At 35.4% G+C, this 25058-nt stretch carries 23 protein-coding genes and 2 pseudogenes; 18 read left to right on the forward strand and 7 right to left on the reverse strand.

The features are described from left to right. The 5 genes from HMPREF0367_RS06470 to aroB all read right to left on the reverse strand — a co-directional run. Positions 1-946 (reverse strand): ATP-dependent metallopeptidase FtsH/Yme1/Tma family protein (locus tag HMPREF0367_RS06470; protein ID WP_035402438.1); only part of this gene is annotated, 946 nt, incomplete at its 3' end. 138 nt (positions 947-1084) lie between these two features. Further along, the gene (locus HMPREF0367_RS06475) at positions 1085-1921 is read right to left on the reverse strand and encodes a prephenate dehydrogenase (RefSeq protein WP_035402440.1); all 837 of its coding nucleotides are present in this window, start codon (positions 1919-1921) and stop codon (positions 1085-1087) included. Beyond that, positions 1918-3186: a 3-phosphoshikimate 1-carboxyvinyltransferase gene (gene aroA, locus HMPREF0367_RS06480; RefSeq protein WP_035402443.1), complete on the reverse strand. Its 1269-nt coding sequence runs from the start codon at positions 3184-3186 to the stop codon at positions 1918-1920. The genes HMPREF0367_RS06475 and aroA overlap by 4 nt, the downstream gene beginning before the upstream one ends. After that, entirely contained in the window at positions 3176-4294 is a 1119-nt protein-coding gene (gene aroC / locus HMPREF0367_RS06485) for a chorismate synthase (protein ID WP_035402446.1), read from the reverse strand. Before aroC ends, aroA begins: the two co-directional genes overlap by 11 nt. Beyond that, positions 4284-5297 (reverse strand): 3-dehydroquinate synthase, encoded by a 1014-nt coding sequence (aroB, locus tag HMPREF0367_RS06490; protein ID WP_015535437.1) that lies wholly within the window; start codon positions 5295-5297, stop codon positions 4284-4286. The genes aroC and aroB overlap by 11 nt, the downstream gene beginning before the upstream one ends. A gap of 113 nt (positions 5298-5410) precedes the next feature. On the opposite strand from aroB, the gene HMPREF0367_RS06495 reads away from it, so the two are divergent. Further along, positions 5411-6493, forward strand: a complete 1083-nt coding sequence (locus HMPREF0367_RS06495; RefSeq protein WP_035402450.1) for a chorismate mutase — start codon at positions 5411-5413, stop codon at positions 6491-6493. A gap of 1 nt (position 6494) precedes the next feature. Continuing rightward, positions 6495-7724, forward strand: a complete 1230-nt coding sequence (locus HMPREF0367_RS06500) for a pyridoxal phosphate-dependent aminotransferase (protein ID WP_035402453.1) — start codon at positions 6495-6497, stop codon at positions 7722-7724. 61 nt (positions 7725-7785) lie between these two features. Here the strand turns inward: HMPREF0367_RS06500 and tgt are convergent, their stop codons facing one another. After that, positions 7786-9000: a tRNA guanosine(34) transglycosylase Tgt gene (gene tgt / locus HMPREF0367_RS06505; protein ID WP_035402456.1), complete on the reverse strand. Its 1215-nt coding sequence runs from the start codon at positions 8998-9000 to the stop codon at positions 7786-7788. After that, positions 8990-9631, reverse strand: a complete 642-nt coding sequence (locus HMPREF0367_RS06510; protein ID WP_035402459.1) for a queuosine precursor transporter — start codon at positions 9629-9631, stop codon at positions 8990-8992. Before HMPREF0367_RS06510 ends, tgt begins: the two co-directional genes overlap by 11 nt. Before the next feature lie 192 nt (positions 9632-9823). On the opposite strand from HMPREF0367_RS06510, the gene HMPREF0367_RS06515 reads away from it, so the two are divergent. From HMPREF0367_RS06515 to HMPREF0367_RS06585, 16 genes and pseudogenes are all read left to right on the forward strand, one after another. Continuing rightward, entirely contained in the window at positions 9824-10924 is a 1101-nt protein-coding gene (locus HMPREF0367_RS06515) for an ABC transporter substrate-binding protein (RefSeq protein ID WP_035402462.1), read from the forward strand. Next, positions 10914-11732 carry an alkaline phosphatase family protein gene (locus tag HMPREF0367_RS06520; protein ID WP_035402465.1) on the forward strand — a complete coding sequence of 273 codons (819 nt, stop codon included), beginning with the start codon at positions 10914-10916 and terminating at the stop codon, positions 11730-11732. The genes HMPREF0367_RS06515 and HMPREF0367_RS06520 overlap by 11 nt, the downstream gene beginning before the upstream one ends. Further along, complete coding sequence (locus HMPREF0367_RS06525) at positions 11725-12579, forward strand: ABC transporter permease (protein WP_022356285.1); 855 nt, start codon at positions 11725-11727, stop codon at positions 12577-12579. The genes HMPREF0367_RS06520 and HMPREF0367_RS06525 overlap by 8 nt, the downstream gene beginning before the upstream one ends. After that, the gene (locus tag HMPREF0367_RS06530; RefSeq protein WP_035402468.1) at positions 12576-13376 is read left to right on the forward strand and encodes an ABC transporter permease; all 801 of its coding nucleotides are present in this window, start codon (positions 12576-12578) and stop codon (positions 13374-13376) included. The genes HMPREF0367_RS06525 and HMPREF0367_RS06530 overlap by 4 nt, the downstream gene beginning before the upstream one ends. After that, positions 13376-14395: an ABC transporter ATP-binding protein gene (locus HMPREF0367_RS06535; protein WP_022356286.1), complete on the forward strand. Its 1020-nt coding sequence runs from the start codon at positions 13376-13378 to the stop codon at positions 14393-14395. Before HMPREF0367_RS06530 ends, HMPREF0367_RS06535 begins: the two co-directional genes overlap by 1 nt. 61 nt (positions 14396-14456) lie before the next feature. Further along, positions 14457-14720, forward strand: a complete 264-nt coding sequence (locus HMPREF0367_RS06540; RefSeq protein ID WP_035402471.1) for a hypothetical protein — start codon at positions 14457-14459, stop codon at positions 14718-14720. Positions 14721-15104: 384 nt separating this feature from the next. Beyond that, positions 15105-18038, forward strand: coding sequence for a hypothetical protein (locus HMPREF0367_RS06545; RefSeq protein WP_035402474.1), 2934 nt, complete (start codon positions 15105-15107; stop codon positions 18036-18038). Positions 18039-18243: 205 nt separating this feature from the next. Then, positions 18244-18477, forward strand: a pseudogene (locus HMPREF0367_RS10745) (TIGR04076 family protein); the annotation flags it as partial. An 87-nt stretch (positions 18478-18564) separates the two neighbouring features. After that, positions 18565-19515 carry an L-lactate dehydrogenase gene (locus HMPREF0367_RS06555; RefSeq protein ID WP_035402479.1) on the forward strand — a complete coding sequence of 317 codons (951 nt, stop codon included), beginning with the start codon at positions 18565-18567 and terminating at the stop codon, positions 19513-19515. A 386-nt stretch (positions 19516-19901) separates the two neighbouring features. Next, positions 19902-20147, forward strand: coding sequence for a carboxymuconolactone decarboxylase family protein (locus HMPREF0367_RS10640; protein ID WP_051335202.1), 246 nt, complete (start codon positions 19902-19904; stop codon positions 20145-20147). Positions 20148-20192: 45 nt separating this feature from the next. Then, positions 20193-20453, forward strand: a pseudogene (locus HMPREF0367_RS10645) (carboxymuconolactone decarboxylase family protein); the annotation flags it as partial. A 291-nt stretch (positions 20454-20744) separates the two neighbouring features. Then, positions 20745-21635 (forward strand): Fic family protein, encoded by an 891-nt coding sequence (locus HMPREF0367_RS06565; RefSeq protein WP_035402482.1) that lies wholly within the window; start codon positions 20745-20747, stop codon positions 21633-21635. A 640-nt stretch (positions 21636-22275) separates the two neighbouring features. After that, a complete protein-coding gene (locus HMPREF0367_RS06570; RefSeq protein WP_035402484.1) occupies positions 22276-22728 on the forward strand; it encodes a low molecular weight protein-tyrosine-phosphatase in 453 nt (150 codons plus the stop codon). Positions 22729-22775: 47 nt separating this feature from the next. Then, on the forward strand, positions 22776-23600 hold the full coding sequence (locus HMPREF0367_RS06575) for a histidinol-phosphatase (RefSeq protein WP_035402487.1): 825 nt from the start codon (positions 22776-22778) through the stop codon (positions 23598-23600). Between the two features lie 60 nt (positions 23601-23660). Then, entirely contained in the window at positions 23661-24677 is a 1017-nt protein-coding gene (locus HMPREF0367_RS06580) for an alpha-hydroxy-acid oxidizing protein (RefSeq protein WP_035402490.1), read from the forward strand. An 86-nt stretch (positions 24678-24763) separates the two neighbouring features. Continuing rightward, entirely contained in the window at positions 24764-25051 is a 288-nt protein-coding gene (locus HMPREF0367_RS06585; RefSeq protein ID WP_022356298.1) for a metal-sensing transcriptional repressor, read from the forward strand. Positions 25052-25058: the final 7 nt, after the last annotated feature.

The following is a 25058-nucleotide window of genomic DNA, read 5'->3' on the forward strand; positions in this document are numbered from 1 at the left end:
TTGTTGCCGCGAGCAAAACAACACCCTTTGAACCGTCAAATCCATCCATTTCTGCCAATAACTGGTTCAATGTTTGTTCACGTTCATCATTACCGCTTAATCCTTGGCCATCACGTTTTTTACCAATGGTATCGATCTCATCAATAAATACGATACATGGTGCTTTTTCTCTGGCTTGTTTGAACAAATCACGAACTTTGGCTGCACCACGTCCGACAAACATTTCAACAAATTCACTACCAGAAATAGAGAAGAAAGGAACCCCGGCTTCACCAGCTACAGCTTTAGCTAATAAAGTTTTACCAGTACCAGGAGGACCTACTAATAAAGCTCCTTTTGGCATCTTAGCACCAATTGCCTGATATTTTTTAGGATCATTTAAAAAGTCTACGATTTCTTTTAGGCTGTTTTTGGCTTCTTCCTGTCCGGCAACATCTTTAAATGTTTTTCCTGTTTGTTGGCCAACATAAACTTTAGCATTGCTCTTACCTAGATTTCCTAAGCCAAATCCACCTTGATTAAATGACATGGAATCATTTCCGCCAGCTTTTTGAGCTCTTTTAAACATGCGGTTACCCAGCCATATAAAGAAGGCAAAGATTGCAAATGTCGCAAACCAGTAAAGAAGTGGGTTGGTTGCTTCTGTGTAGACTTGAGTGAATTCAACGTTTGCATTTTGTAATCGATTTACAAGATCAGGATCATTCATGACACCGGTTTGATACGTTTTATCATTATCATCATTTTTGAGCGTGTAATAGATATCGGTATTTTCAATTTGTACTTCATCCACTTTCTTCTCTTCAATTTGATTTAAGAAAGAAGAATAGCTGGTTTCTTCAATGCGGCTATTGGTATACATAGGGATGAATACAAAGTCTAATAATAAAAGAATGATCAGTACGATGAAATAGTACCAATACAAAGGTTTCTTTTGTTTATTCATGAAATTATTTAACCTCCTAAAGTATTTTTATAGGAAGATTATACATCAAATTAGCAGTTTTTCAAGAAGAGTGCTAATTTCACATAACTTTCCATAATTTAGCGATATTTGATAAAAAAACTCTAGATTTCTCCAGAGTTATTTGTTAAATAATTTTCTTCGGTTTGTTGATTGAATGAACAAACGCTTCATTTCATCAATATCTTCTTTTTCTAAAGAATCTCTAAAATGTTTGGTTGCATCTAAAAACTGATCGATTTCATCTAATAAGATATCTTTATTTAATAAGAAGAGCTCGCTCCATAGATCTTCATTAATGGTAGCGATACGAGTAAGGTCACGAAAGCTGTCGCCTGTATATTCGACAAGATGGGAATTATCATGGGTATTCATCAAGCTAACCGCAATAACATGGGTAAGCTGGGATAAAAAGCCAATCATGCGATCATGTTCTTCACAAGATAGGATGGAAATATTTTTAACGCGAAGATCTTTTCCTAACTGTTTAGCGGCTTCGATGGCCTTAGGCGTGTTTTTGTTAGTAGGCACGATAATATAGTTGGCATTATCAAAAATATCTGCCTGGGCAAAATCAATCCCTCTAGATTCACGACCACACATTGGATGGATGCTGATGAGTTCAAGATCTTCTCTTAAAATTGCCTGAACAGGTTCTACAATGTTTGTTTTTACTCCACTGATATCCATTAGTATCGTTCCAGACTCAAGATATTGCTGGTTTTCTACGATCCAAGGTTTGATCATAGTTGGATATAAGGCAAGGATGATCAAGTTACATTTTTTGATAAGCTTGCCTGGATCGGTACTACCTTCCTTGATAATGTTTAATTCAAGAGCGGTTTGTATTGTTTGCTCATTTTGGTCAATGCCATAAATCGTTTTATCTTTTTGAGGACTGAGTCTTTTCGCAAAGCTGGCACCCATTAAACCTAGTCCGATAATACCTATATTCATAAAATTTCTACCTTTCCACCAATACGTTGGATATCTTCAAAGAAATCTGGATATGATTTTGTGATGGCCTGCGCATTTTCAATTATACATGGTGTATTGGCACATAAACCAAAGACACACATAGCCATTACGATACGATGATCGTTATGTGAATCAATGATTGGAATATCATCTAAGGCATATCCACTCTTTCCATGGATCGTAATTGTATCAAAAGTAGTTTGAATATCGACATTCCATTTTTTAAGTTCTACTTCCATAGCTTCGATACGGTCGCTTTCTTTCATGCGAAGCCTTTGTGCGTTAATGATCGTTGTTGTTTGCTCACAATAGCTGGCTAGTACACATAAAATAGGTCCAAGATCTGGACAATCGGATAGATCAATAGTTTTTGGTTGCAACTTTGATGGATGAATCGTAATAAAGTCTTTTTTAGAATTAATACTACATCCAGCACTGGCTAAGATATCAAGGATGGCCTTGTCACCTTGAACAGAATTTAAGTTCATGTTTGAGCAGGTCAAAGAGCTGTTCAAGCCTGCAAGAACACCAAAGAATGCCATTTGAGAATAATCTCCTTCGATCTTTACATCATGAGCGATATATTTCTGGTTTCCTTTGATATAGTAAGTATTTTTATCTTGTTTGATCTCAATGCCGAAGCATTTCAACATATCCAGCGTTAGATCAACATAAGATCTTGATTCATAGGGTTCATTAATTGTAAGCGTACTGTCTGAATCTAAAAGAGGAAGAACAAAGAGCAGGCCACTGATAAACTGGCTGGAAATGTTTCCGTCGATTTGATAATGACCAGACTGCAGTTTCCCTTGAATTCGGATTGCATCTTGTGATTGTTCAAATAACAGCTTTTGCTCATCAAATATTTTTTGATAGATTCCCATAGGCCTTTCTAATAATCTGCCTTTTCCTAGATATGTAACTTTCTTATTGGATAAAGCACCTGCTGGAATTAAAAAGCGCAGGGTAGATCCTGATTCGTTACAGTCGCAGCAAATTCCATCTTGTAAATCAAATAAATTACAGCCTTCAATGATACAGCTGTTTTTCTGTACTTCAATCTTAGCTCCAAAGGATCTCATACAGCTGATCGTAGCTTCAATATCTTTGGAAAATGTTAAATTTGTAATTGTTGATTTTCCCTGTGCTAAAGATGCACAGATAATCGCACGATGACTGATGGATTTGCTGGCGGGAATGGCTATGGTTCCACTTACTTTAGATGGTGTGATCTTAACTTTCATGTTGGATCTCCTTTTCTAAGATATTATTGGCATTGCTAGACATCAATAGATCTAAAATACCAAAGGCAATCATAGAGTCAACGACAATACGAGCTCTATGAAGGATACATGGGTCGTGTCTTCCTTTTATATTTAATGTTTGGCTTTCTTTAGTCTTGTAATCCACCGTCTCCTGAGTTTTATATATGGATGGTGTAGGTTTGATACAAGTGTGAATGATGATAGGCATTCCATTCGAGATACCACCATTGATTCCACCATTATTGTTGGTCTTTGTTTGAATGGTATCATTCATGATAAAGGCATCATTGGCTTCGCTGCCTTTTTTAGAAGCCATTTGAAAACCAGCTCCAAAAGAAACGCCTTTTACTGCTGGAATGCTGAATAATAGATGGGCCAGGATGCTTTCGATGGAATCAAAGAAAGGCTCGCCAATTCCAGCTGGAAGATTGATGATGGCACTTTCAAGGATCCCTCCAATGGAATCCTGCTCATTTTTAGCTTCCAGGATGGCTTGTTCCATGTTTTGAGCTACTTGTTCATCTAAGGTTGAAAATTCTTTTTTGTTTAAGATTTGGATTTGTTTTTTTAATTCATCAATGTTATTTGAAAAAGGAGCATCATGCAAAGCATAAAGTTGCTCAATGTGTGAGCCAATTAAAATGTTTTTTGTTTCTAAGATTTGTCGACAAATACTACCGGCCGCTACAATAGGAGCTGTTAATCTTCCTGAGAAATGTCCACCTCCGCGATAATCTTGAAAGCCATGGTATTTTTCATATGCACTAAAATCTGCGTGTCCAGGTCGCAGGCGATATTGAATATCGGAATAGTCTTTTGACTGGGTATTTTTATTCTGGATTAAGATCGTTAAAGAGGTTCCGGTCGTATATCCATTAAAAAATCCTGAGACAATTTCAACTTCATCGTCTTCATGGCGTTGTGTGGATATGCTTCCTTTTGCCTTTCGCTTTTCCATGTCTTCTTTTATTCTTTCAAGATTGATCTTAAATCCAGCGGGAAGTCCATCCAAGGTGATTCCTATGCAGGGACCATGACTTTCCCCAAAGATCGTCATGGATATATTTGTTCCAAAGTTATTTTTCATAAGGTCCTCTTTCTAAGTATGTTTTGATAGTATCATACGATACTTCTTGTAATTCATAGGTACCTGCCTGTTTGACAAGTACGATTGTTATGGATGAAGAGCTGCTTTTTTTATCATGTTGAATAAAGTTCATCAATGTATCAACATCATAATCGGGTACTTTAGGAAGATGTAGTTTTTCATAGATTTTTAATACATCTTCTTTTAGTTCTTTATTGTCGATAAAGAATAACATTCCCATCGCAACACATTCTCCATGTAGATAAGTATCCAAACCATAGGCTCCTTCGATGGCATGCCCGATCGTATGCCCGAAATTTAATATCTTTCTAAGGCTGGATTCTCTTTCATCTTGTTCAACTACTTTTCTTTTTACATTGATTGAACGATAGATGATCTGATCGATATCTAAATCATCTTGTTTGAATAGTTCAACCAGTTCTTTGTCTTGGATCAATCCAGTTTTTAAAGCTTCAACCAGTCCGTTATTTATATGTCTTTGTGGTAAGGTTGAAAGCACATTAGGGTCGATGATGACAGCTTTAGGCTGCCAGAAAGCGCCAACGATATTTTTATAGTTTCCAGCATCAATAGCGACTTTACCACCTACGCTTGAATCCACCTGGCTAAGTAATGTTGTAGGAATATTATAGAAATCAATACCGCGCATATATGTAGCGGCTACAAATCCAGCTAAATCACCAACAACTCCGCCACCTAAGGCAATGATGGCGTCTTTTCGAGTCATTTCATGTTCAATAGCTTCCAGCAATAATTCTTCATATTGTTTAAAACATTTTGATTGTTCACCATTTGGAATCGTTACGATAAAAGAATCTAAACATTGACTGGATACGATATCGATCCATTTTTGAGGAACACCGCTGTCTGTGATGATCATGACCTTACGATTGGTTTGGATCGTTTCTTGAATATTGTTAAGCGCATTTCGTTGAATCGTAATTGGATATGCGCAGTCTTTTAAATTCACATTTAATTGCATAATAGATGATCTCCTTTAGATATAGAACTATAATAGCACGAAAAGAAAAAATTTTCAGAAAACCGGATGAAAACCTGTTTCTTATGGTATTATATACGCATGGAGATGACAAAATGAATCAAATTGAAAAAGCTAGATTAGAAATTGATAGCGTCGATAAAGAAATTGCCAGACTCTATGAAAAACGCTTAGATGCAGTCAAAGAAGTATTGGAGTATAAAAAAGTAAATGCTCTTCCTATCTTGGATGCAGGCAGGGAAGATGCGATCATAGAAAAGAATCAGAAGTATATTCAAAATAAAGAATATGTCGATTCATACATTGACTTTATGAAAAAAGTCATGAGCAATTCCCGTGATTTTCAACAAACTTTATTGTCAAGCGATGTTGTTGCGTATGCCGGGGTGAAAGGAGCGTTTTCTCAAATTGTTGCCAGTCGTATGTTTCCGGCCGAGAAAAAATTGAATTATACAAATTTTGAAGATGTTTTTAAGGCGGTCGTAAATAAGGATGCTCAATATGGGATTATCCCTTTTGAAAACACCAATTCTGGTCTTGTTGGAGAAGTTTTAGATGCTTTATTGGAATACCCGGTTTATATACAGCAGGTGGTCGATCAAAGAGTAGAACAATGTTTGTTAGGGGTCGAAAATGCTACACTAAAAGATGTGGAATGGGTTTATTCTAAAGATCAGGCTTTAGCACAATCCAAGGTATTTTTAAAAGGGTTGAATGTTCAGACTGTAGCTTATCCTAATACAGCTATGGCGGCTCAATATGTAGCAAGTCAAAATGATGTGAGAAAGGCTGCAATCGGAGCCAAGGAAAATGCAGATCTTTATGGATTAAAGATCCTGGCAGAAAATATCGAAGAAAATATTTCGAATACGACTCGTTTTATTGTGATTGGATTAGAACCACAGACACAAGGGAATCGTTTTAGCGTATGTTTGATTGTCAAGCATCAAAGTGGGGCTTTAGCTCGTATCATTGAAACGATTGCCCAGCATGGTTTAAATATGCAAAGCATTCAGTCAAGACCTATCAAAAATCGACCATTTGAATATTTCTTTTTTATTGAAATGGATGGAAATCTTGAGATGAAAAACACACGAGAATGTTTAAAAGATATTAAAAAGGTGACACAGAGTGTAAAATATTTAGGAACATATTCGTTAAAAGGAAAGGATGATTAAGATGAGTTTTACAAAGGAAAGTGTAAATAAGACACCGATCGTAGATACTGTATTTGTAATCGTAGACAAGGCTAAAAAAGCTAAAGAAGAAGTGGGTGCAGAAAATGTTGTCGATGCGACAATAGGTTCTCTTTATAGTGAAGATGGAAAGCTAGTTGCCTTAGATACTGTTTTCGAATCTTTAAAAAAGCAGGATAATCGAGTGCTTGCCAAATATGCGACAAGCTTTACGGGAAATCCCGATTTTCAAAAAGCTGTTTATGACTGGGTCTTGGATGGAAATTCAAAACTATATCATGAAGTTATTGCGACTCCGGGAGGAACCGGTGCAGTTGGCATGGTTGTCAATGAGTGCTTAGAAGAAGGACAGACAATTATCTTGCCAGAAATTGCCTGGGGTTCTTATGCTTTGATGGCGCAAATGCATAATTTAAAGGTAGAAAACTACTCTTTATTTGAAGGAGATCATTTTAACTTAACGTCTTTTAAAGAAACTTGTAAGAAGGTCATGGAAGTACAGGATAAACTTGTCATGATCATCAATGATCCTTGCCATAATCCAACTGGTTATTCTTTGACAAAGGAAGAATGGAAAGAAGTTGTTGATTTCTTAAATGAGTGTTCAAAAACGCATAAAGTTGTGTTGTTAAATGATATTGCGTATATCGATTTTTCGTATGGACAGGCAAAGGCGAAAGAGTATTATTCTGTATTTGATGGAATTAGCGATAATATGGCTGTCATCGTTGCGTTTAGTTTGTCTAAGTCTATGACAAGTTATGGTCTACGCTGTGGAGCGGCCATCATCATGGCACAACAAGAAGAAATCGTGCAGGAGATCAAGATCGTATTTGAAAAGGAAGCTAGAGCAACCTGGTCAAATATTAACAATGGGGCTATGGCTATGTTTGTTGATGTATTAGAAAATCATTTGGATGAATATAATAAGGAAAGAAATTATTATGTAAATCTATTAAAAGAAAGAAGCGATATCTTTGTCAAAGAAGCCAATGAAGTTGGTTTAAAACACTATCCATATAAAGAAGGATTCTTTGTCACATTGTCAATGGATAATGAAACTCGTGATAAATACCATGAAGCTTTGATGGCAAATCATATTTATACGGTAAAAGTAAACAAAGGAATTCGTGTTGCGGTATGTTCTCTTTCACTAGACAAAATTAAAGGTCTGGCCAAAAAGATGAAAGATATCTTAGATTCATTAAACTAACAGCTTTATTTTCTTAATAAAAAAGGAGTTCAGAAACATCTTAGGATGCCTCTGAACTTTTTTAATTGCCATAAAAATCTTTTAAGAATTTATTCTTATATTCTTCAAATCGTTCTTCTAAGATAGCTTGATGAATCTCTTCGGTTAAACGAATAATAAATCGAAGGTTGTGTGCAGTAGCCAGATTAAAGTATAGATATTTGTCTTCTTTGTTTTCGGATTTTAAAAGCTCGCGAAGTCTTTTCTTTGTCCATCCAGCTTGGCAGGTTGGACAATCACATCCAATATCTAATGGCTCCTCGCTGTCAGTGAATTTTTTGATACTAATGTTACCGTGACGAGTATAAATTCTTCCATGTCTTGCTTCTCTAGATGGGGCAACACAGTCAAATGTATCAGCTCCATTTTGGGCACCGATCAAGATATCATCCGGTCTAGATAAGCCTAATAAGTGTCTTGGTTTATGTTCAGGTAATTCTTCATTACACCATTTTAAGATTTCTCCAAGACTTTCCTTTAAGAAGGCTCCACCTAATCCGTATCCATCAAAATCCATCTTAGCGAATTTTTTACAGGCAGAACGTCGTAGATCTTCCCATCTTCCACCTTGGATAACGCCATAAAGCGCTTGATAATAGCCTAGATCCATATGGCGTTTTTTATGTTCTTCAAGACTACGAAGGGCCCATCTTTCCGTTCTTGCCAAGGCCTCAACATTGTATTCATAACTATCTGCTAAAGAAGTTAATTCATCATAGGCCATATGGATATCAGCTCCAATACGACATTGAATCTGCATGGATTCTTCTGGACCAATGAAATCTTTTTGATTGGTGAAGGGATCAAAGAATTCAACACCATCTTCACTGACATGAGCGAGTCTTTCTTTTGGATCGGTATTGGTAACTTCTTTTTCACGGTCCATGCTGACAACCTTGCCCATCCCTGATCCCAGAGACATAACTTGAAACCCACCAGAATCGGTTAGTGTGGGTCCATTCCATCCCGACCAGGCTGCTAAACCCCCTTTTTGAGCGATTTCAGGAGATATATTTCTTAAATGATATCCATTAGATAACATAGCTTGAGCATTGATGGCATGAAGATCTTCCATGGACATGAAACGAACTTCTCCATAGGTTCCTACACACATAAAAGCAGGTGTCTTGATATCACCGTGTGGTGTATGAATGATGCCAGCTCTTCCGAGTTGTCCAGGAATGCGTTTTGTGATTTCGAAACTAAATGTATTGTTGTTTTGATAGTTATGATTCATGTGTTATCTTTCCTTCCAAGTGTTTTTGAATGATCATTTCAATTGGTGATAAAACGATTTCTAATACTAATCCTAATATATATGCAAATCCAGCTTGTATCAAGAATTCATTGAATGATAATACACCTAAAAAGGCAATGGTCTCAAAAATAAAAGAGTCAATTAAATGGGCAAAGGCGCTGGAACCTAAAGCACGGGCTATGAATACTCTTTCAAAGATGCCTTTTCTTTGTTTAAGTTGAGTAAAAATATAATTATTAAGCAGATTGGATAAGACAAAGGCTATCAAAGAGCCAAGAATGATCCTTGGCGTGAACCCTAATACGTTTTGAAAAGAGTTCTGTAGGCTCCAACCTGGATAGGGTGGTAAGGCAATGACGATATAAAATATAAGGATAGCTATGATATTGATCAGAAAACTTGAAAAAATGATGTTTTTAGAAATTTTTTGACCATAAAATTCGATTGTTAAGTCACCTAATATGTAAGTGAATGGAAATAAGATGACGCCGCCATCAACAGCGATACCAATAAAATTCCACAGTTTAACTGCGCAAAGATTGGATATCAATAGAGCACCAGCGGATAAGGCGGTGAAATAAATCAATAGTTTTTGTTTAAAATTTAGCATGACGCTATTATAGCATACTTATAAAAAGATATAGAATTTTTCAATCTTTTAAACTTGATTTTTCATTTGAATGAATATGTAAATTTTATTTGATTTTTGTTTTGACAATTAACGTTGATTTAACTTTTGAGTAATGTTTTTTTAACATGCAGGCTCTATATTTTTAAGTGTACTTAGGAGGAGAAATCAAGGATGAAAAGTAAACTATTGAAGGCTGGTCTTTGTGCTTTGGTAGCATGTGGATGTCTTACAGGATGTGCAGAAGAAAGCGCAGCAAATACAGTCGATCTTAATTCTATGACATTTGAAGAAATAGCTCAAAAAGCTTCAGAAGATGGAGAAGTAAACTCAGTTGGTATGCCAGATACATGGGCAAACTGGGGAGAAACTTGGACAGAAATTGAAGAAACATACGGAATTAAACATACAGATACAGACATGTCAAGTGCTGAGGAATTAGCATTATTTGCTAATGAAGCAAACGACGCAACAAAAGATATTGGAGATGTTGGTCAGTCATTTGGACCAGTAGCGGAAGAACAAGGTGTTACACTTCCATATAAAACATCTTATTGGGATTCAATTCCAGATTGGGCTAAGGATGATGATGGTGATTGGATCATTGGTTACTACGGAACGATTACCTTTATTACAAATACAGATCTTGTAGATACAGCACCTACAAGTTGGCAGGATATTCTTGATGGTGACTATACAGTAACGATCGGTGATGTTTCAGTAGCAACACAGGCTCAAAGTGCCCTATTAAGTGCTGCAATCGCATTTGGCGGAAGCGAAAGCGATATCCAGCCAGGGCTAGATTTCTTTAAAACATTGGCTGAAGAAGGTCGTTTAGACATGGGTGATACAAGTGTGGCTCGTCTTGAAAAAGGTGAAATTGAAGTAGCAGTGTTATGGGATTATAACTCTTTGGGTTATCGTTCTCAGATTCAAGCAAACAACCCAGATGCAAACTTTGAAGTATCCGTACCAACGGATGGAGCAATCCAGAGTGGATATTGCACGATTATCAACGCTTATACAAAACGTCCATATGCAGCTGCTGCGGCAAGAGAATATATTTTGTCTGATGAAGGACAGATCAATCTTGCCAAAGGATTCGCTCGACCAATTCGTGATGATGTTGTTTTACCAGAAGAAGTACAGGCACAGTTATTACCAAATGAACAGTATACAAATGCCCGTTTTATTGAAGATCAAGAAGCTTGGGATGCTGCTGTAGCTGATCTTGCAACATCTTGGCAGGAAGAAGTAGTAGCTTATGCACAATAAAACAGTGTTTGTTTTGTTGGATGGGTTACAAAGTGAATACGCAAAAGAACATTTAGGATATTTAGAACATCTATGTGAAAAACAAAGAGCGGCAAAATATGAAGTGCTGGGAGAACTTCCTAGTGCTTCCCGCCCTATGTATGAAACAATCTTTACCGGCTTGGAAGCATATGAACACGGTATTGTGAACAATGGTATTTGTCGTTTATCGAACCAACAGCATTTGTTCAAAATGCTTCATGAAGCCCATAAAAAAAGTCTTACTTTAGCATATTATTGGATCAGTGAATTGTATATATCGGCTCCTTTTGATAAAGCGAAAGATGTATATCACAACGATTCAAGTTCCTGCATAGACCAAGGCTTTTTTTACTATGAAGATGTTTTCCCAGATAATCATCTTTATTCACTTTCTTCCAGCTTTATGGAAAAAGAAAACTATGATTTTGTATTCATCCATCCAATGAGCATTGACGATGCAGGACATAGATTTGGTTCGGGTTCTAAAGAATATGCCAAGACAGTAATGGATAATGATAAACAGCTTTCAACCTATATCCCAAAATGGATCGAAGCTGGATATAACGTAGTAGTAGGTGCAGACCATGGTATGAGCCAGAATGGATATCATGGCGGAAACAGTGATGAACAAAGAAGAACTGCACTTTATATTATCAGTAATGATGTCGTCTGCGGATATCATGAAAAAGAATTAACAACTTTACAGATGGCACCATTATTGTGCAAATTGTTAGGATTAAAACCAACAAAACGGATGAAAGGATTGGAGGTCGCTTTTAATGAATAAGTCTTTAAAGGGAAATAAAATGTATTTGATAGGTTTACTTCCTTTCTTTTTAATTGCGTTTTTATTCGAAATATTACCACTTGCCAATATTGTGATTGAAAGTTTTTCAAAAACAGGAGGAAATGGTTTTACTTTAGAGCATTTTGTAAAGATCTTTACGACAAGACTATATCAGCAATCTATTTTTAACTCTTTATGGATTTCCATTTTTTCTGCTTTAGCAGGTATTATTATTGCATTTTTAGGCGCTAAAGCTGCTAATGCAGCTAGTGCTAAAGTTCGTAATATTTTTACCAGTGTATTAAATATTACAAGTAATTTTGCTGGGGTACCTTTGGCATTTGCATTTATGATCTTGTTAGGAAATGTAGGTATCTTGACCTTGATTGGGAAAAACTATGGAATCAGTTTTTTGGCAGATTTTGATTTGTATACGATCAATGGGTTGTTGTTGACATATATTTATTTCCAAATTCCGTTGGCAACCTTATTAATGTTACCAATTTTTGGCGGATTAAAAAAAGAATGGAGAGAGGCAGTTGGTCTTTTAGGAGGGAATAGTTTCCATTATTGGTTTAAAGTTGCTATTCCATCATTATTGCCTAGTATCTTAGGTACATTCTCTGTTTTATTTGCCAATTCCTTAGCGGCATATGGTACAGCTTATGCTCTTTTAAGCAATAATATTGCTTTGTTACCAATTCGAATTTCACAACAATATGTTGGTGAAGTTGTCCAGAATCAGGAATTTGGATGTGCCTTATCTTTAGTTATGATGGCATTGATGGTACTTTCAATTTTGATTACAAATAAATTACAGAAACGAGCTGGAGGAGGCATGGCATGAAAGTAAAAACACATATTTGGGACGGGATCATATTATTCTTGATTGCTGCATTTTTGATTCTTCCTTTGGCATTAACTTTTTTCTATTCTGTATTTACCGAGTGGATGGATATTCTTCCAACAGGATTTACGCTTAGCTTTTATGCAGGAATCTTTTCTGATGGAGCTTTCATTAATTCACTGTTGAGATCAATCGTAATATCGTTTGTTCCTGTTGTTATTTGTACTATTTCTATTCTATTAGTGCTGTATGTCATAACACTATATATTCCAAAATTAGAAAAGTATATTGAAATATTATGCAATATTCCATATGCAATTCAAGGTGTAATTTTAGCTGCGGGCGTAATCTCTCTTTATTCAGGAAAACCCGGGTTTTTATCAAATCGTGTATTTCTTTTAGTAGGAGCATATTGCATTATTATTTTGCCTTATATATTTAGAGGGCTAAAAAATACTATCGGAGCTTTAAATGTTCGATGTGTGATTGAAGCGGCTCAAGTACTGGGCTGCTCGAAACTACATGCATTTTTTACAATTGTTATTCCTCAGATGAAAAGAGGTATCATATCAACGATGATGTTAGCTTTTACGATGCTGTTTGCAGATTTTGTCGTTGTAAATATGATTGCCGGAAGTTCATTCAGAACAGCTGGAATTTACTTGTATCAAACAATGTCTAAATCTGGACAGACATCCAGTGCAATCATCGTAATCTTGTTTATTACGACTTTGATTATTTCAACTTTAACATTGACAATTCAGAATAAACAGGCGACAAAAGGGAGGAAGTCATAATGGCATATATTGAATTTAGAGGAATTTGTAAAAGCTATGATGGAGTCAATCAAGTTTTAAAGAATATTGATCTTGATGTAGAAAAAGGTGAATTGGTTACTTTGTTGGGACCAAGTGGTTGTGGAAAATCAACGCTTCTACGTTCATTAGCTGGACTTGAACAAATTAGTTCAGGAAAGATCATCTTAGATGGTGAAGATATTACCAACTTACCAGTACAAAAACGTGGTATTGGCATGGTGTTCCAACAGTATTCTTTATTTCAGAATATGAATGTAGAAGAGAATATTGCCTTTGGTCTTAAGATAGCAAAAATGGATAAATTGACAATTTCAGAAAAAGTTAAAAAAGCTATTGAAATGGTTGATCTTGTAGGTAAGGAAAAAAGTTATCCTTCACAGTTATCTGGTGGTCAGCAGCAGCGTGTTGCTATTGCTCGTGCTATAGTAATGGAACCTAAAGTGCTTTTGCTAGATGAACCATTAAGTGCGATTGATGCAAAGTTAAGACGCGAGCTTCAGGAAAAAATCAAAAATGTTCAAAAGAAGTTAAAAATCACAACGATCTTTGTAACTCACGATCAAGATGAGGCGATGATCATGTCCGATCGAATTCATTTGATGAATCAAGGCATTATTGAACAAAGTGGAAAACCAGTTGATTTGTATACACATCCAGTTTCTAAATTTGCGGCTGAATTTATTGGACATTACAATATTTTAGATAAGTCAAAATTAAATATTTTATTACCTTTGGAAAAGTTTGATGATGGTTTCTATGCAATCCGTCCAGAAACGGTTCAAATTCAAGGAGAACCAATTATGGATAATGGAATGTATACTTTTGAGGCTGTAGTTGAAAACTTTATCTCTCGAGGAAATGTATTGCGTTATACATTACGTTGTGGAGATGTCTTCTTTACTTCCGAGGTATTGTTCAGGAGTTTTGCCTTGTTTGAAGAAGGACAAAAAGTATATGTAGGCATTGAGCCTCATAACATTTTATCTATCAGAGATTGACAGGTCATTTAATGGCCTTTTTTCTTTTTATCATGTATCATGTTTTATGGGTGATATTTTTATGTGGATCATATTAGGATTAGTTGCTATTGTTTTTATGGTATTAAATATTGTAATAAGAAATCAACATGGCTGGTTAGGATATATTAGTTTAGCTTTCACGGCTTTAACGGTATGTGCTTTTTATCAGAATGCCGCAAATTTTGTGGCTCAGGAAGATTTTTCAGCATTAATGGATATTGTGCCTACAATATCGAAAATCTTATGGGTATGTACCATTATTTCTATTGTAATAAATTCCATTCCTTTATTTAAACGAAAATAACTATATTTAATGTTTGAAATGATACAGTAAAATATGGCCGCAGTAAAGCAGTGAAGGAATAAAGACTTCAACTAAGACAAATCAAAACCTAATGTTAGCGTGTTTGATCTTGTCATGTTGGTTATTAACAATGTTGATCGTTACAAGAGAGAGGAAAAAAAGAAGAATTTAAAGAAAAATGAATAATTTGAAGAAATCGGGATATATATCTCGATTTTTTTGCATAATTTTAGAGGAAATACATAAATATTAATTACAGGCATCGTAATTAAATTAAGTATTTTTTACAATTTACAGCATTTTAATTTAATTGACAACGTACGAAGTAGGGATGTAAAATTATAATATCACAAAGAATTTTTGAGGGGGGAGGGCAATAACAAAATGAAAAACTTAAAAAAATTTTTTGGCTTTGTGGTAGCGTTTTCGATGACATTGTCGTTGAGTGGTGTTGTATCCACGCCTATTTTGGCTGTAGAAGAAAATACTGATCAAGTAACTGAGGATCAGACTGTTACAGAAACACCAACAGAAGAAAAGAAGGATGAAGCTGATACAGGAGAAGCACCTGTAACAGACGAAATTCAAGGTGAAGTAGTAACAGAACAACCTACAACTCCAGAATCAGACAATACAGAAGAATTGGCTGAAACAGATGTTGCGAGAAACCGTACCACAGGAGAAACTTATGAGTTGCTAGATACAGCGGTCGAAGAAGCAACTGAAGGTGACACAATTGAATTGTTAAAAGATGCTGATTTGACAAAAGGCTTTAATAAGACTTTAACTTTTACCGGTAATGGAAAAATCACAACTAACAAACAATTGACTAGTGATGGTGAAGGTTGGATGTGTTTTGGATTGTATGATTCATCAAGAGAATTGACTCTAGATGGTGCAGGACTTACTTGGGAGTGGAAATCTGAAGTAGGAACATCTCCTTGGTTAATGTTAAGCTTAAGTGGGAAACTGAATATTACTAATGGTGCAACATTGTCTATGACTGTAGATAGTGGATCAACAGGTAGTCGAAATGCTATTTACATGAATGCAGGATCTGAGATTAATGTTACCAATGGCGGACATTTTAATATTTTTGGATACTCAACAGGTGGAAAAGAAGGACAAGGACTTCAGCTGGATAAAACAGGACAAGCTAAAGTTAACGTAACAGGTGGAAGTACTTTCTTGATTGATGGAACCAACCGTGGATATGTAAACAGTCCAGAAATATATGTGGATAATTCACAGTTTACAGTACAGAATTGTACAGCTAATGCTTCAAATGGTGGCGTTTTTACAGCAACAAACTATGCTGTTGTTAAGTATTTGAATAATGCTGGACATGGCTTGTCTGCTTCAAGAGTTAAGTTAAGCAATTATACTAATTTTGAGTCAGATAATAATGGTTACTATGGTGTTTATGCAAGTGAAGATTTACAAGTAGATGGAACCTCTACATTGAAAGTAACTCGTAATTCATATAATGGCGATTTTGCTGGTTTGAAATTAACGAGCGGTGTTACAGATGGACATGTTCAAGATGGAGCAGTTGTAACTATTACAAACAACTATTGCAGTGGATTATCTAATAATGGAAACATTAAATTTGATGATAATGTTAATCTAACAATTGTTGATAATGTAAATGACAAAGGAAAAACAAGCAATGGAGGCGGTATTTATAACTCAGGTAATGCTGCAAATTTAATACTTCCTCAAAATGCCTTGATCTATAATAACAGCGCTAAAACAGCAGGTGATGATATTTACAATGGTAATGGTGCTAGACTACAAATTAGTCAACCATCTATTGGAAATATCTTAACTCATGATGGAGATGACACAAATGAAGATCAGGCAATTACAAATTGGTTCTACGATGGTGCAAATCCAAGCTATAGTGGAAAGATGAAAAATGGTGAAACAGCTCGTTGGAATCAATATAAATATGTAAAAACATTTACAATGCCTGAAGCAGGAGAAAACGTTACTGGAAATATTGGTCTAAAAGCTGCTTATGCACCAGTTACAACATTTACACCAATTGATTTAACTATGTATGTTGGTGGTGAAGGATATGAAAATGTTGATAAAGTTGAGGATAACGATACAAGCAATGGTTTCCCTGAACCAGGATATTATGTAACTTTGCCAAAAGAAATTAATGATGCAATTCAATCAAATGGACAACCAGTTGATTTATCTGAAGAAACAAATAACTTCAGTTTTGAGTATACATATAACTATAACAATGGTGAAGAATTACGCCATTGGAAAATGACAAAATATACAGATGCTGATGGTTCTGAATCTACAAAAGATGGAAATTATGTATATTCGTTGGCATTGGCAGATGGTCGTAAACCGACTTTACGAGTTATTGATGATGCTGGTAATATCCAAACAAATGCTAATTTTGATTTGACGAATGCAGTGAACAAAGTATATACAACAATGGTTGGATCTGTAGAGGGAGACTCATTCACATCTGGAGAAATAAATGAATCTAAATCATTAACCGCAAATGTGCAAACTGATGCAATCGATGTGGATTTTGATAGAACAGTAATTGCTACAGGTAAATTATATGTTCGTGGTGTTGTCAATGTGACAGATGAAAACTTAACAACTTCTATCCAGAAAGAAGGAACCGAGCCAAAAGCAGGTGTTCCTATGGCAACTGTACCTGAAGGAACTAACTTCTACATCAACGGTGAAGAAGGATTGGAAGTTCAGAAAAATGCGGATCCATCTTTGTTGTATGATGATATCCTTCCAGAAGGAACCGATGCGAACAATGATCGTCGTATTGGATGGTTGACAGAAAAGGCTGAACAACTATGTAATCAGTATGGTCTATTGGAACAGGCAGGAATTACAAATCCACAGTATTCATTTAAGTATATGGATATCGTAGACCAAAACAATGGAAATGTTGTTTTAAAAGCTGATAAGAATGTTACTGTGTATATGCCTTATCCAGAAGGAGTAGACAAAGATACAAGTATTATTGTTTTACATTATAAAGATCTAAATCGTGATATGACTTATGATGATGTTCAAAGTGCAATTATGAATTGTGAAATGGAAAAAATGACCGTAACACAGCTGGATGATCATATTGAATTTGAAACAACATCATTCTCACCATTTGTAGTAATCTGGGGAACGGATGAAGCCGGAGAAATCGTCAAGAATAAAGACAGAGCAGATACAGGATTATTCCAGAATGCACCATTGTATATCGCATTGATGACAGCATGTGCAAGTTTGGTGGCAATCATCACAATCAAACGTCGTATTGATGCAAAATAAGAAGATTTAAGGAATTAGGGAAAACCTAGTTCCTTTTTTATATGTGTCTTATTAGAATATATAATTTATAATTGAGTTATGGGGTGAAAGTATGAAAAGAGTTAAGATAACAATTTTAAAGACAACATTAGATAAAGAATTGGCTGAAGAATATGGAGTGCCTGGCCTAACAGCTTGTCCAATGATGCAATAGGGACAGGTTTTCTATGCAGATTATGCGAAACCGGAGGGTTTTTGTGATGAGGCATGGAAGGCGATTTATCAATATGTGTTTGCGTTAGCGCATGGTGCTGAAAAAGAGTTGTTTTATTATGGGGACTGGATCAAGAAACCAGGTGTTGCGATTTGCAGCTGTAATGATGGTTTGCGTCCAGTTATTATGAAATTGGAAACAACGGATGAAGAAGCTGAAATTAACTATACACCGATAGATCGCTAATCAGGCGCTTAGCTGGCTATATAGTATGAAGGATGATAGAATAAGATCAGTGTTCAGGATGAATGACATTCTTAGAAAGAGGAGAACATGAAATTTAAAAATTCAAAAGTTGTCATTGTAGGAGCTGGAAATGTTGGTTCTACAACTGCATACAGCATTATCAATCAAGGCTTATGCGAAGAAATTGTTTTGATTGATGTAAATAAAGAAAAGGCATATGGAGAAGCATTGGATATGCAACATGCGATTCATTTTATGAATCGAAACATTACGATTCATGCAGGAGATTATGAAGAATGTAAAGATGCAGACATCGTAATCATTACCGCAAGTGCACCAATGCCAAAGGATTCAAACAATCGTTTGGAAATGTTAAAACCAAGCATTCAGATCATGAAGAGCATTGTTTCTTCTGTTATGGATAGTGGTTTTTCAGGAATCTTTATTGTTGTTTCAAACCCAGTTGATATCATGGCATATCTTGTATGGAAGTTTTCGGGTCTTCCCGCAAAACAGGTTATAGGAAGTGGAACGACTTTGGATACCGCAAGATTATGCTGCAGCCTGGCATCGATGTATGATCTAGATTCAAAAAGTGTTCACACATTTATTTTAGGAGAGCATGGTGATAGTGAAATGGTTGCCTGGTCTTCTTCGACAATTGGTGGAAAAAGTTTAACGGATGTTATGAGCGATAATGCAGATCGTACAAAGAATGAAACGAAAGAAACATTATTAGAACAAACTAAAGCAGCTGGTTGGGAAATCTTTAGTAGAAAAGGGAATACTTGTTATGGTATTGCCGCTTCAACAACAGCTATTGTTAAATCAATCTTGTTTAATGAAAACCGTATCTTACCAGTCAGCGTTTTAGTGGAAGGTTTATACGGTATTGATCAAGTCTATCTATCTGTTCCTACGATCTTAAATAGCAGTGGAGCTAAAGAAACAGTAGAAATTCGTTTGTTGCCGGAAGAAAAGGAAGAATTGATTCAATCTGCTAAAGTCTTAAGCTCATTTTATGAGGAATTGAAATAAGTCGAGTATATCTCGACTTTTTTAGTATGCATTTTAGTTATACTAGTTTGCAAAATTGGTATTGTACACTAAATTGATCTATTTCTATAATTTGATTAACTAGGTCGATATAAAAGTGAGAATTTTAAATATTCTCATTGATTGTCTGATTTGTGAAATAGGAGGAATTCTATATGAAAAAAACTTAGGAGCAAAACCTTATTTGTTTCCACAACCTGTTATGATTATCGCAAGTTATGATGAACATGGAAAAGCGAATGCGATGAACGCAGCCTGGGGTGGTATTGTTGGAATGGATCAAATCATTATCTCTTTAGGTGATCATCAAACTACGGATAATATCATGATCAATAAAGCATTTACTGTAAGTATAGCAGATGTAGAGCATGTGGCTGCATGCTGCTTTAAAGAGTGGGGTAGATCCTGTTGCGATCAAAGAAACTGTTTATCAGGCTACAGCTTACCTAGGTATTGGACGTGTTCATGATTTTCTAGTTGCGACAAATAAAGTGATGGAAGAATTTGGGGTTACATTGCCATTGCCTTCACAAAAAACTGTGACAGAGAAGACAAGATTTCATGATGGATTGGAAAAACAAGTTTCCTTGTTTGGCCTAGGTATGAGAAAGTAACAGACAGATGCACCAGAATTAAGAAGCAATGTCAATCGATGGTTAGCAGATAATTGTTTTGGAGATTATTATACTCGAAATGGTTTAAATGATAGGGAACGAAAAATGATCACATTCTGTTTTATTCTTGCCCAAGGTGGATGTGAAAATCAGCTTCGAGGTCATACAGCTGGAAATATCATGGCAGGAAATGATAAGGCAAAACTTTATAGCATCGTAGAACAGTGCATGCCTTATATAGGATATCCTCGAACTTTAAACGCAATGAATATCATTGATGAAGTTGTAGATCAATTATCAAAATAAGATATAGTCGTTTAAATGATCAAGCGGCTTTTTTTGATGAAATCTAATGAATAAAGTTTCCTCTATCGGCAAAAAATGTGATAATTTAAATCTATTTTATGTTAAAATATTGCCGATGCATGATATACTTGATATAGTGGAATGAATCAATAAAGATTATGTGAACCTAGAAAATGATGTGAATTCATTGTTGCCTTTGTATGTTAAATATTCAACTATAACGATAAAAAGGCTTGTAAGATATTTTACAAAAAGGGTAATGATTGAACTTTATGGTTGAATGGAGGAAATATGAGATATCTTTCGGTAATAGAAATAGCAAAAAAATGGAATATATCTGAACGCAGTGTAAGAAATTATTGCGCTCATGGGCGTGTGCAGGGGGCTTTTCTTACAGGAAAGACTTGGAATATTCCTGAGAATGCTGAAAAACCAGAACGTTCCAACAAAAAGAAAGGACATACGCTTACTTTGTTGGATATTTTAAGGGACCAAAAAGAAGGAAAATATTCCGGTGGTATTTACCACAGGACACAAATTGATTTAACGTATAACTCCAATCATATGGAAGGGAGTCGTTTGACTCGTAATCAGACTAGATATATTTTTGAAACCAATACTGTCGGTGTAGAGAATGAAGTTCTTAATGTAGATGATATAATTGAAACCGTAAATCATTTTTGTTGTATTGATCTGGTCATAGATCATGCAGATGATATTTTAAGTGAAAAGTTTATTAAGAAACTTCATCTGACTTTGAAAAATGGAACCTGCGATTCTAGAAAAGAGAGGGTTGCAGTGGGAGAGTATAAGAAAATACCTAATGAAGTGGGTGGAATGGATACTGCTTTGCCTGAAGAAGTTGCCGATAAGATGAAAATGTTATTGAAAGAATATAACGTAATAAAAGAAAAGACACTTGAAGACATCTTGGATTTTCATGTAAAATTTGAACGAATTCATCCTTTTCAGGATGGAAATGGTCGCGTAGGTAGATTGATCATGTTTAAGGAATGCTTGAAACACAATATAGTTCCATTCATTATCGAGGATAATCTGAAACTGTTTTATTACCGTGGGTTAAAAGAATGGGATAATGAAAAAGGGTATCTAACAGATACCTGCTTGACAGCACAGGATAAGTATAAAGCGTATTTGAATTATTTTAGGATTGCGTATTAAGTAGAGGCAAGATGTATTTCTGTGTGCAGATGATTTGCAGAATGAAATATATGAAACAATAATGATTCTTGGAACAGTTAGGAAATGAAGCTCAAGGAGTAACAGATACTATTTCAAATGGCGAAACTGCCCTTTGAATGAAGAAGTTTTTTCAATTGATTATGGATACTTCTATTATTATGCAAAGAAATTGCATGTGGAATGGGGAAGTTAGATAGCACTGCAGGAAATGCTTGTGGTGATGTTTAATTCGTTAATTTCTAATAAAAATTATACATCTATGTGAATAAATTGAATCAAAAGTCTTGAAATTACGATAAATATAATTATTAAATAAGAGCAAGATGTTAACGTCAGGCAAGGAGTATTCGCTGATTTGAAGGAACAAGGATTAATGTTAAGTTTGACATCGACAATGGATGACTACTATGATTCCTTACTCTCTAAATCTAGAAAACTATGATAAAATAAGCACAGTAGTAAAAAAATTCAATTCTTACTACGTTTGATTGTCTCAGCTTGCTCTGTTTTGCTGCATTTTGCGCAATCTGTGATATTTAACAATCTTAGAGTAAAATTTATAGTTTGTAAACTGTGACAAATTGAAGCAGAATACGATATTTTAGGAGAGTTTTCGTTTATGATTAAAATATTATTTGTCTGTCATGGCAATATTTGTCGAAGTCCAATGGCTATGTTTATTATGAGAAAGCTGGTTCAAGATAAAGGATTGGGAAATGAATTTTTAATTGAATCGGCCGCAACAAGTACAGAAGAAATTGGAAATGACATGTATCCATGTGCAAAGCGAAAGTTAAGTGAGAAAAAGATTCCATATGCAAGACATAGAGCTAGACAAATTAGAGCTAATGAATATGATGAATGGGATCATATCTTTTGTATGGATCGAAACAATATGCGAAATATTCAATATATCATTCGTGAAGATCCAAAACAGAAAATTCATAAGTTGCTGGATGGAAAAGATGTGGCAGATCCTTGGTATACAGATGATTTTGAGACGGCATATCAAGATATTTATACCGGTTGTGTTATCTGGCTTGACAGGATCTTAAAAGTTAATAAAAATTAACAGGCAAATTTAAGCATAACATGCGATAATACCAACGAGGTGGTTCTATGTTCAAACAAAATCTTCATACTCATTCGTTGTATTGTGATGGAAAAGATACGATCGAAGAAATGGTTCAAGAGGCAATTTCCAGAAATTTTGATGTGCTTGGATTTTCAGGCCATGGTTATTGCAGCATTGATACATATTCCATGCCATTTGATGAAATGGAAAAATACATCCTAGACGTACAACAGGCAAAAGAAAAGTATAAAGATCAGATTTCTATTTATCTAGGAATAGAACAGGATGTCTTGGGAAAACGCTTTGAAAAGAATGATCCTTTTGATTATATTATTGGAAGTGTTCATTTTGTGAATGTAGCGGATCAATATCTGGCAGTAGATATGGATAAAAATACAACAGAGAAAATCGTTGAATTTTGTGGAGATTTTTTAACATATGCCAAAGTCTATTATGAAGAAGTAAAAAAGATTGCTGCTATGGATGAAGTGGATATCGTAGGACACGTCGATTTATTGACCAAATTCAATGAAGATGAATCTTTTATTCGATTTGATAACTTGGACTATTTAGCACTAGCCAAAGAATGTATTGATGAGTTGATCAAGGCCAATAAGATATTTGAAGTGAATACAGGGGCAATTGCCCGTGGTTATCGCAAGAGTCCCTATCCACATAAAACATTGTTGGAATATATTTATCAAAAGGGTGGAAAGATATTGTTAAACAGCGATTGTCACAATCGATTTAAACTAGAATGTAACTATAAAGAATCTCTCGAATTGATCAAAGAGTGTGGATTTCAATCTATGATGGCATTTGATGGAAAGAAATTTGTCGAGAAGGATCTTGATGAATTTGGATATTAAATTATAGTAGAAGTAATCTTCTCCAAACTATATAATAGATATGTTTGGAGGAGTTTTTTTATGACATATGAAACGGTGTTACAAAAATCAAGAGAAGTCATGGGACCATATTGTAAAAGCTGTCCTATTTGTAATGGAAAGGCATGTAGAAACCAAATTCCTGGTCCAGGAGCTAAAGGTGTTGGTGAAACAGCAATCCGCAACTATGATGCATGGCAGAAGATTTATTTAAATATGGATACGATCGTAGATAATGTTGAAGCAGATACAAGTTTAGAAATCTTTGGAAAGACATTTAAATATCCATTCTTTGCCGGTCCGGTTGGAGCTGTGCAGTTGCATTATGGAGATCTTTATGATGATGAAAAGTATAATAATGTTTTAGTTGAAGGCTGCAAAGAAGCAGGTATCGTTGCGTTTTGCGGAGATGGAAAAGATCCAAAGATCATGCAGGATATAACGGTTGCGATCAAGAAAAATGAAGGGATGGGAATTCCAACAATCAAGCCTTGGAATAAAGAAGTATATATGGAAAAATTAAAGCTGGCTATCGATTCAGGGACATTTGCGATTGCGATGGATATCGATGCAGCTGGTTTACCATTTTTAAAAGGTTCTATTCCACCAGCTGGAAGAAAGAGCGTTGAAGAACTCAAAGAAATTATTGATCAAACACCAGTGCCGTTCATTGTAAAAGGAATCATGACCGTAAAAGGGGCTTTAAAGGCTAAAGAAGCAGGAGCCAGTGCTATTGTTGTTTCCAATCATGGTGGACGAGTACTGGATAGCTGTCCGGCTACAGCAGATGTCTTAGAAGATATCGTAAAAGTCGTTGGACAGGATATGAAGATCTTGGTTGATGGCGGTATCCGCAGCGGAACAGATGTGTTTAAGGCTCTTGCATTAGGAGCTGATGGAGTCATTATTGCCCGTCCATTTGTCAATGCGGTATATGGAGGAGCCAAAGAAGGGATCCAGACTCTAGTAGATAAGCTTGGTTTAGAATTAAAAGATGCCATGGAGATGTGTGGTGCCAAGAGTTTGAGTGATATTTCAAGAGATATGATCTGTAAATAAAGACTGAAGAAATTTCTTCGGTCTTTTTACTTGTCATATACAGTTAAGGGGTATATAATGCAGATGTGTATAGGAGGTATGGGTATATGGAATGTAGATTTAAAGATCAACCAAGAGATGAAAAGGAATTAAGAAATTTAAAAAGTCGTATTCATCGTATCATTGGTCAATTAAACGGGATAGAAAAAATGTTAGATGACAATCGCTATTGTGGAGATGTGCTGGTACAGATTTCGGCTGTAGAGAGTGCACTGCAGTCAGTTGGATATATCGTATTAAAAGATCATCTTGAAACTTGTGTGCGAGATAAAGCCAAAGCCGATGATCCAGAAGTAATGACAGAGGTCATGGAATTAATTAAAAAATTGAAATAGAAAGAAG

The sequence above is a fragment of the Faecalitalea cylindroides ATCC 27803 genome (assembly GCF_000469305.1).
GTDB classification, from domain to species: Bacteria; Bacillota_I; Bacilli_A; order Erysipelotrichales; family Erysipelotrichaceae; genus Faecalitalea; species Faecalitalea cylindroides.

What these genes read in the sequence shown, in the direction of transcription:
- HMPREF0367_RS06475 (WP_035402440.1), bottom strand. Translation starts at nt 1,921, where the DNA reads ATGAATATAGGTATTATCGGACTAGGTTTAATGGGTGCCAGCTTTGCG.
- aroA (WP_035402443.1), bottom strand. Translation starts at nt 3,186, where the DNA reads ATGAAAGTTAAGATCACACCATCTAAAGTAAGTGGAACCATAGCCATT.
- aroC (WP_035402446.1), bottom strand. Translation starts at nt 4,294, where the DNA reads ATGAAAAATAACTTTGGAACAAATATATCCATGACGATCTTTGGGGAA.
- aroB (WP_015535437.1), bottom strand. Translation starts at nt 5,297, where the DNA reads ATGCAATTAAATGTGAATTTAAAAGACTGCGCATATCCAATTACGATT.
- HMPREF0367_RS06495 (WP_035402450.1), top strand. Translation starts at nt 5,411, where the DNA reads ATGAATCAAATTGAAAAAGCTAGATTAGAAATTGATAGCGTCGATAAA.
- HMPREF0367_RS06500 (WP_035402453.1), top strand. Translation starts at nt 6,495, where the DNA reads ATGAGTTTTACAAAGGAAAGTGTAAATAAGACACCGATCGTAGATACT.
- tgt (WP_035402456.1), bottom strand. Translation starts at nt 9,000, where the DNA reads ATGAATCATAACTATCAAAACAACAATACATTTAGTTTCGAAATCACA.
- HMPREF0367_RS06510 (WP_035402459.1), bottom strand. Translation starts at nt 9,631, where the DNA reads ATGCTAAATTTTAAACAAAAACTATTGATTTATTTCACCGCCTTATCC.
- HMPREF0367_RS06515 (WP_035402462.1), top strand. Translation starts at nt 9,824, where the DNA reads ATGAAAAGTAAACTATTGAAGGCTGGTCTTTGTGCTTTGGTAGCATGT.
- HMPREF0367_RS06520 (WP_035402465.1), top strand. Translation starts at nt 10,914, where the DNA reads ATGCACAATAAAACAGTGTTTGTTTTGTTGGATGGGTTACAAAGTGAA.
- HMPREF0367_RS06525 (WP_022356285.1), top strand. Translation starts at nt 11,725, where the DNA reads ATGAATAAGTCTTTAAAGGGAAATAAAATGTATTTGATAGGTTTACTT.
- HMPREF0367_RS06530 (WP_035402468.1), top strand. Translation starts at nt 12,576, where the DNA reads ATGAAAGTAAAAACACATATTTGGGACGGGATCATATTATTCTTGATT.
- HMPREF0367_RS06535 (WP_022356286.1), top strand. Translation starts at nt 13,376, where the DNA reads ATGGCATATATTGAATTTAGAGGAATTTGTAAAAGCTATGATGGAGTC.
- HMPREF0367_RS06540 (WP_035402471.1), top strand. Translation starts at nt 14,457, where the DNA reads ATGTGGATCATATTAGGATTAGTTGCTATTGTTTTTATGGTATTAAAT.
- HMPREF0367_RS06545 (WP_035402474.1), top strand. Translation starts at nt 15,105, where the DNA reads ATGAAAAACTTAAAAAAATTTTTTGGCTTTGTGGTAGCGTTTTCGATG.
- HMPREF0367_RS06555 (WP_035402479.1), top strand. Translation starts at nt 18,565, where the DNA reads ATGAAATTTAAAAATTCAAAAGTTGTCATTGTAGGAGCTGGAAATGTT.
- HMPREF0367_RS10640 (WP_051335202.1), top strand. Translation starts at nt 19,902, where the DNA reads ATGTGGCTGCATGCTGCTTTAAAGAGTGGGGTAGATCCTGTTGCGATC.
- HMPREF0367_RS06565 (WP_035402482.1), top strand. Translation starts at nt 20,745, where the DNA reads ATGAGATATCTTTCGGTAATAGAAATAGCAAAAAAATGGAATATATCT.
- HMPREF0367_RS06570 (WP_035402484.1), top strand. Translation starts at nt 22,276, where the DNA reads ATGATTAAAATATTATTTGTCTGTCATGGCAATATTTGTCGAAGTCCA.
- HMPREF0367_RS06575 (WP_035402487.1), top strand. Translation starts at nt 22,776, where the DNA reads ATGTTCAAACAAAATCTTCATACTCATTCGTTGTATTGTGATGGAAAA.
- HMPREF0367_RS06580 (WP_035402490.1), top strand. Translation starts at nt 23,661, where the DNA reads ATGACATATGAAACGGTGTTACAAAAATCAAGAGAAGTCATGGGACCA.
- HMPREF0367_RS06585 (WP_022356298.1), top strand. Translation starts at nt 24,764, where the DNA reads ATGGAATGTAGATTTAAAGATCAACCAAGAGATGAAAAGGAATTAAGA.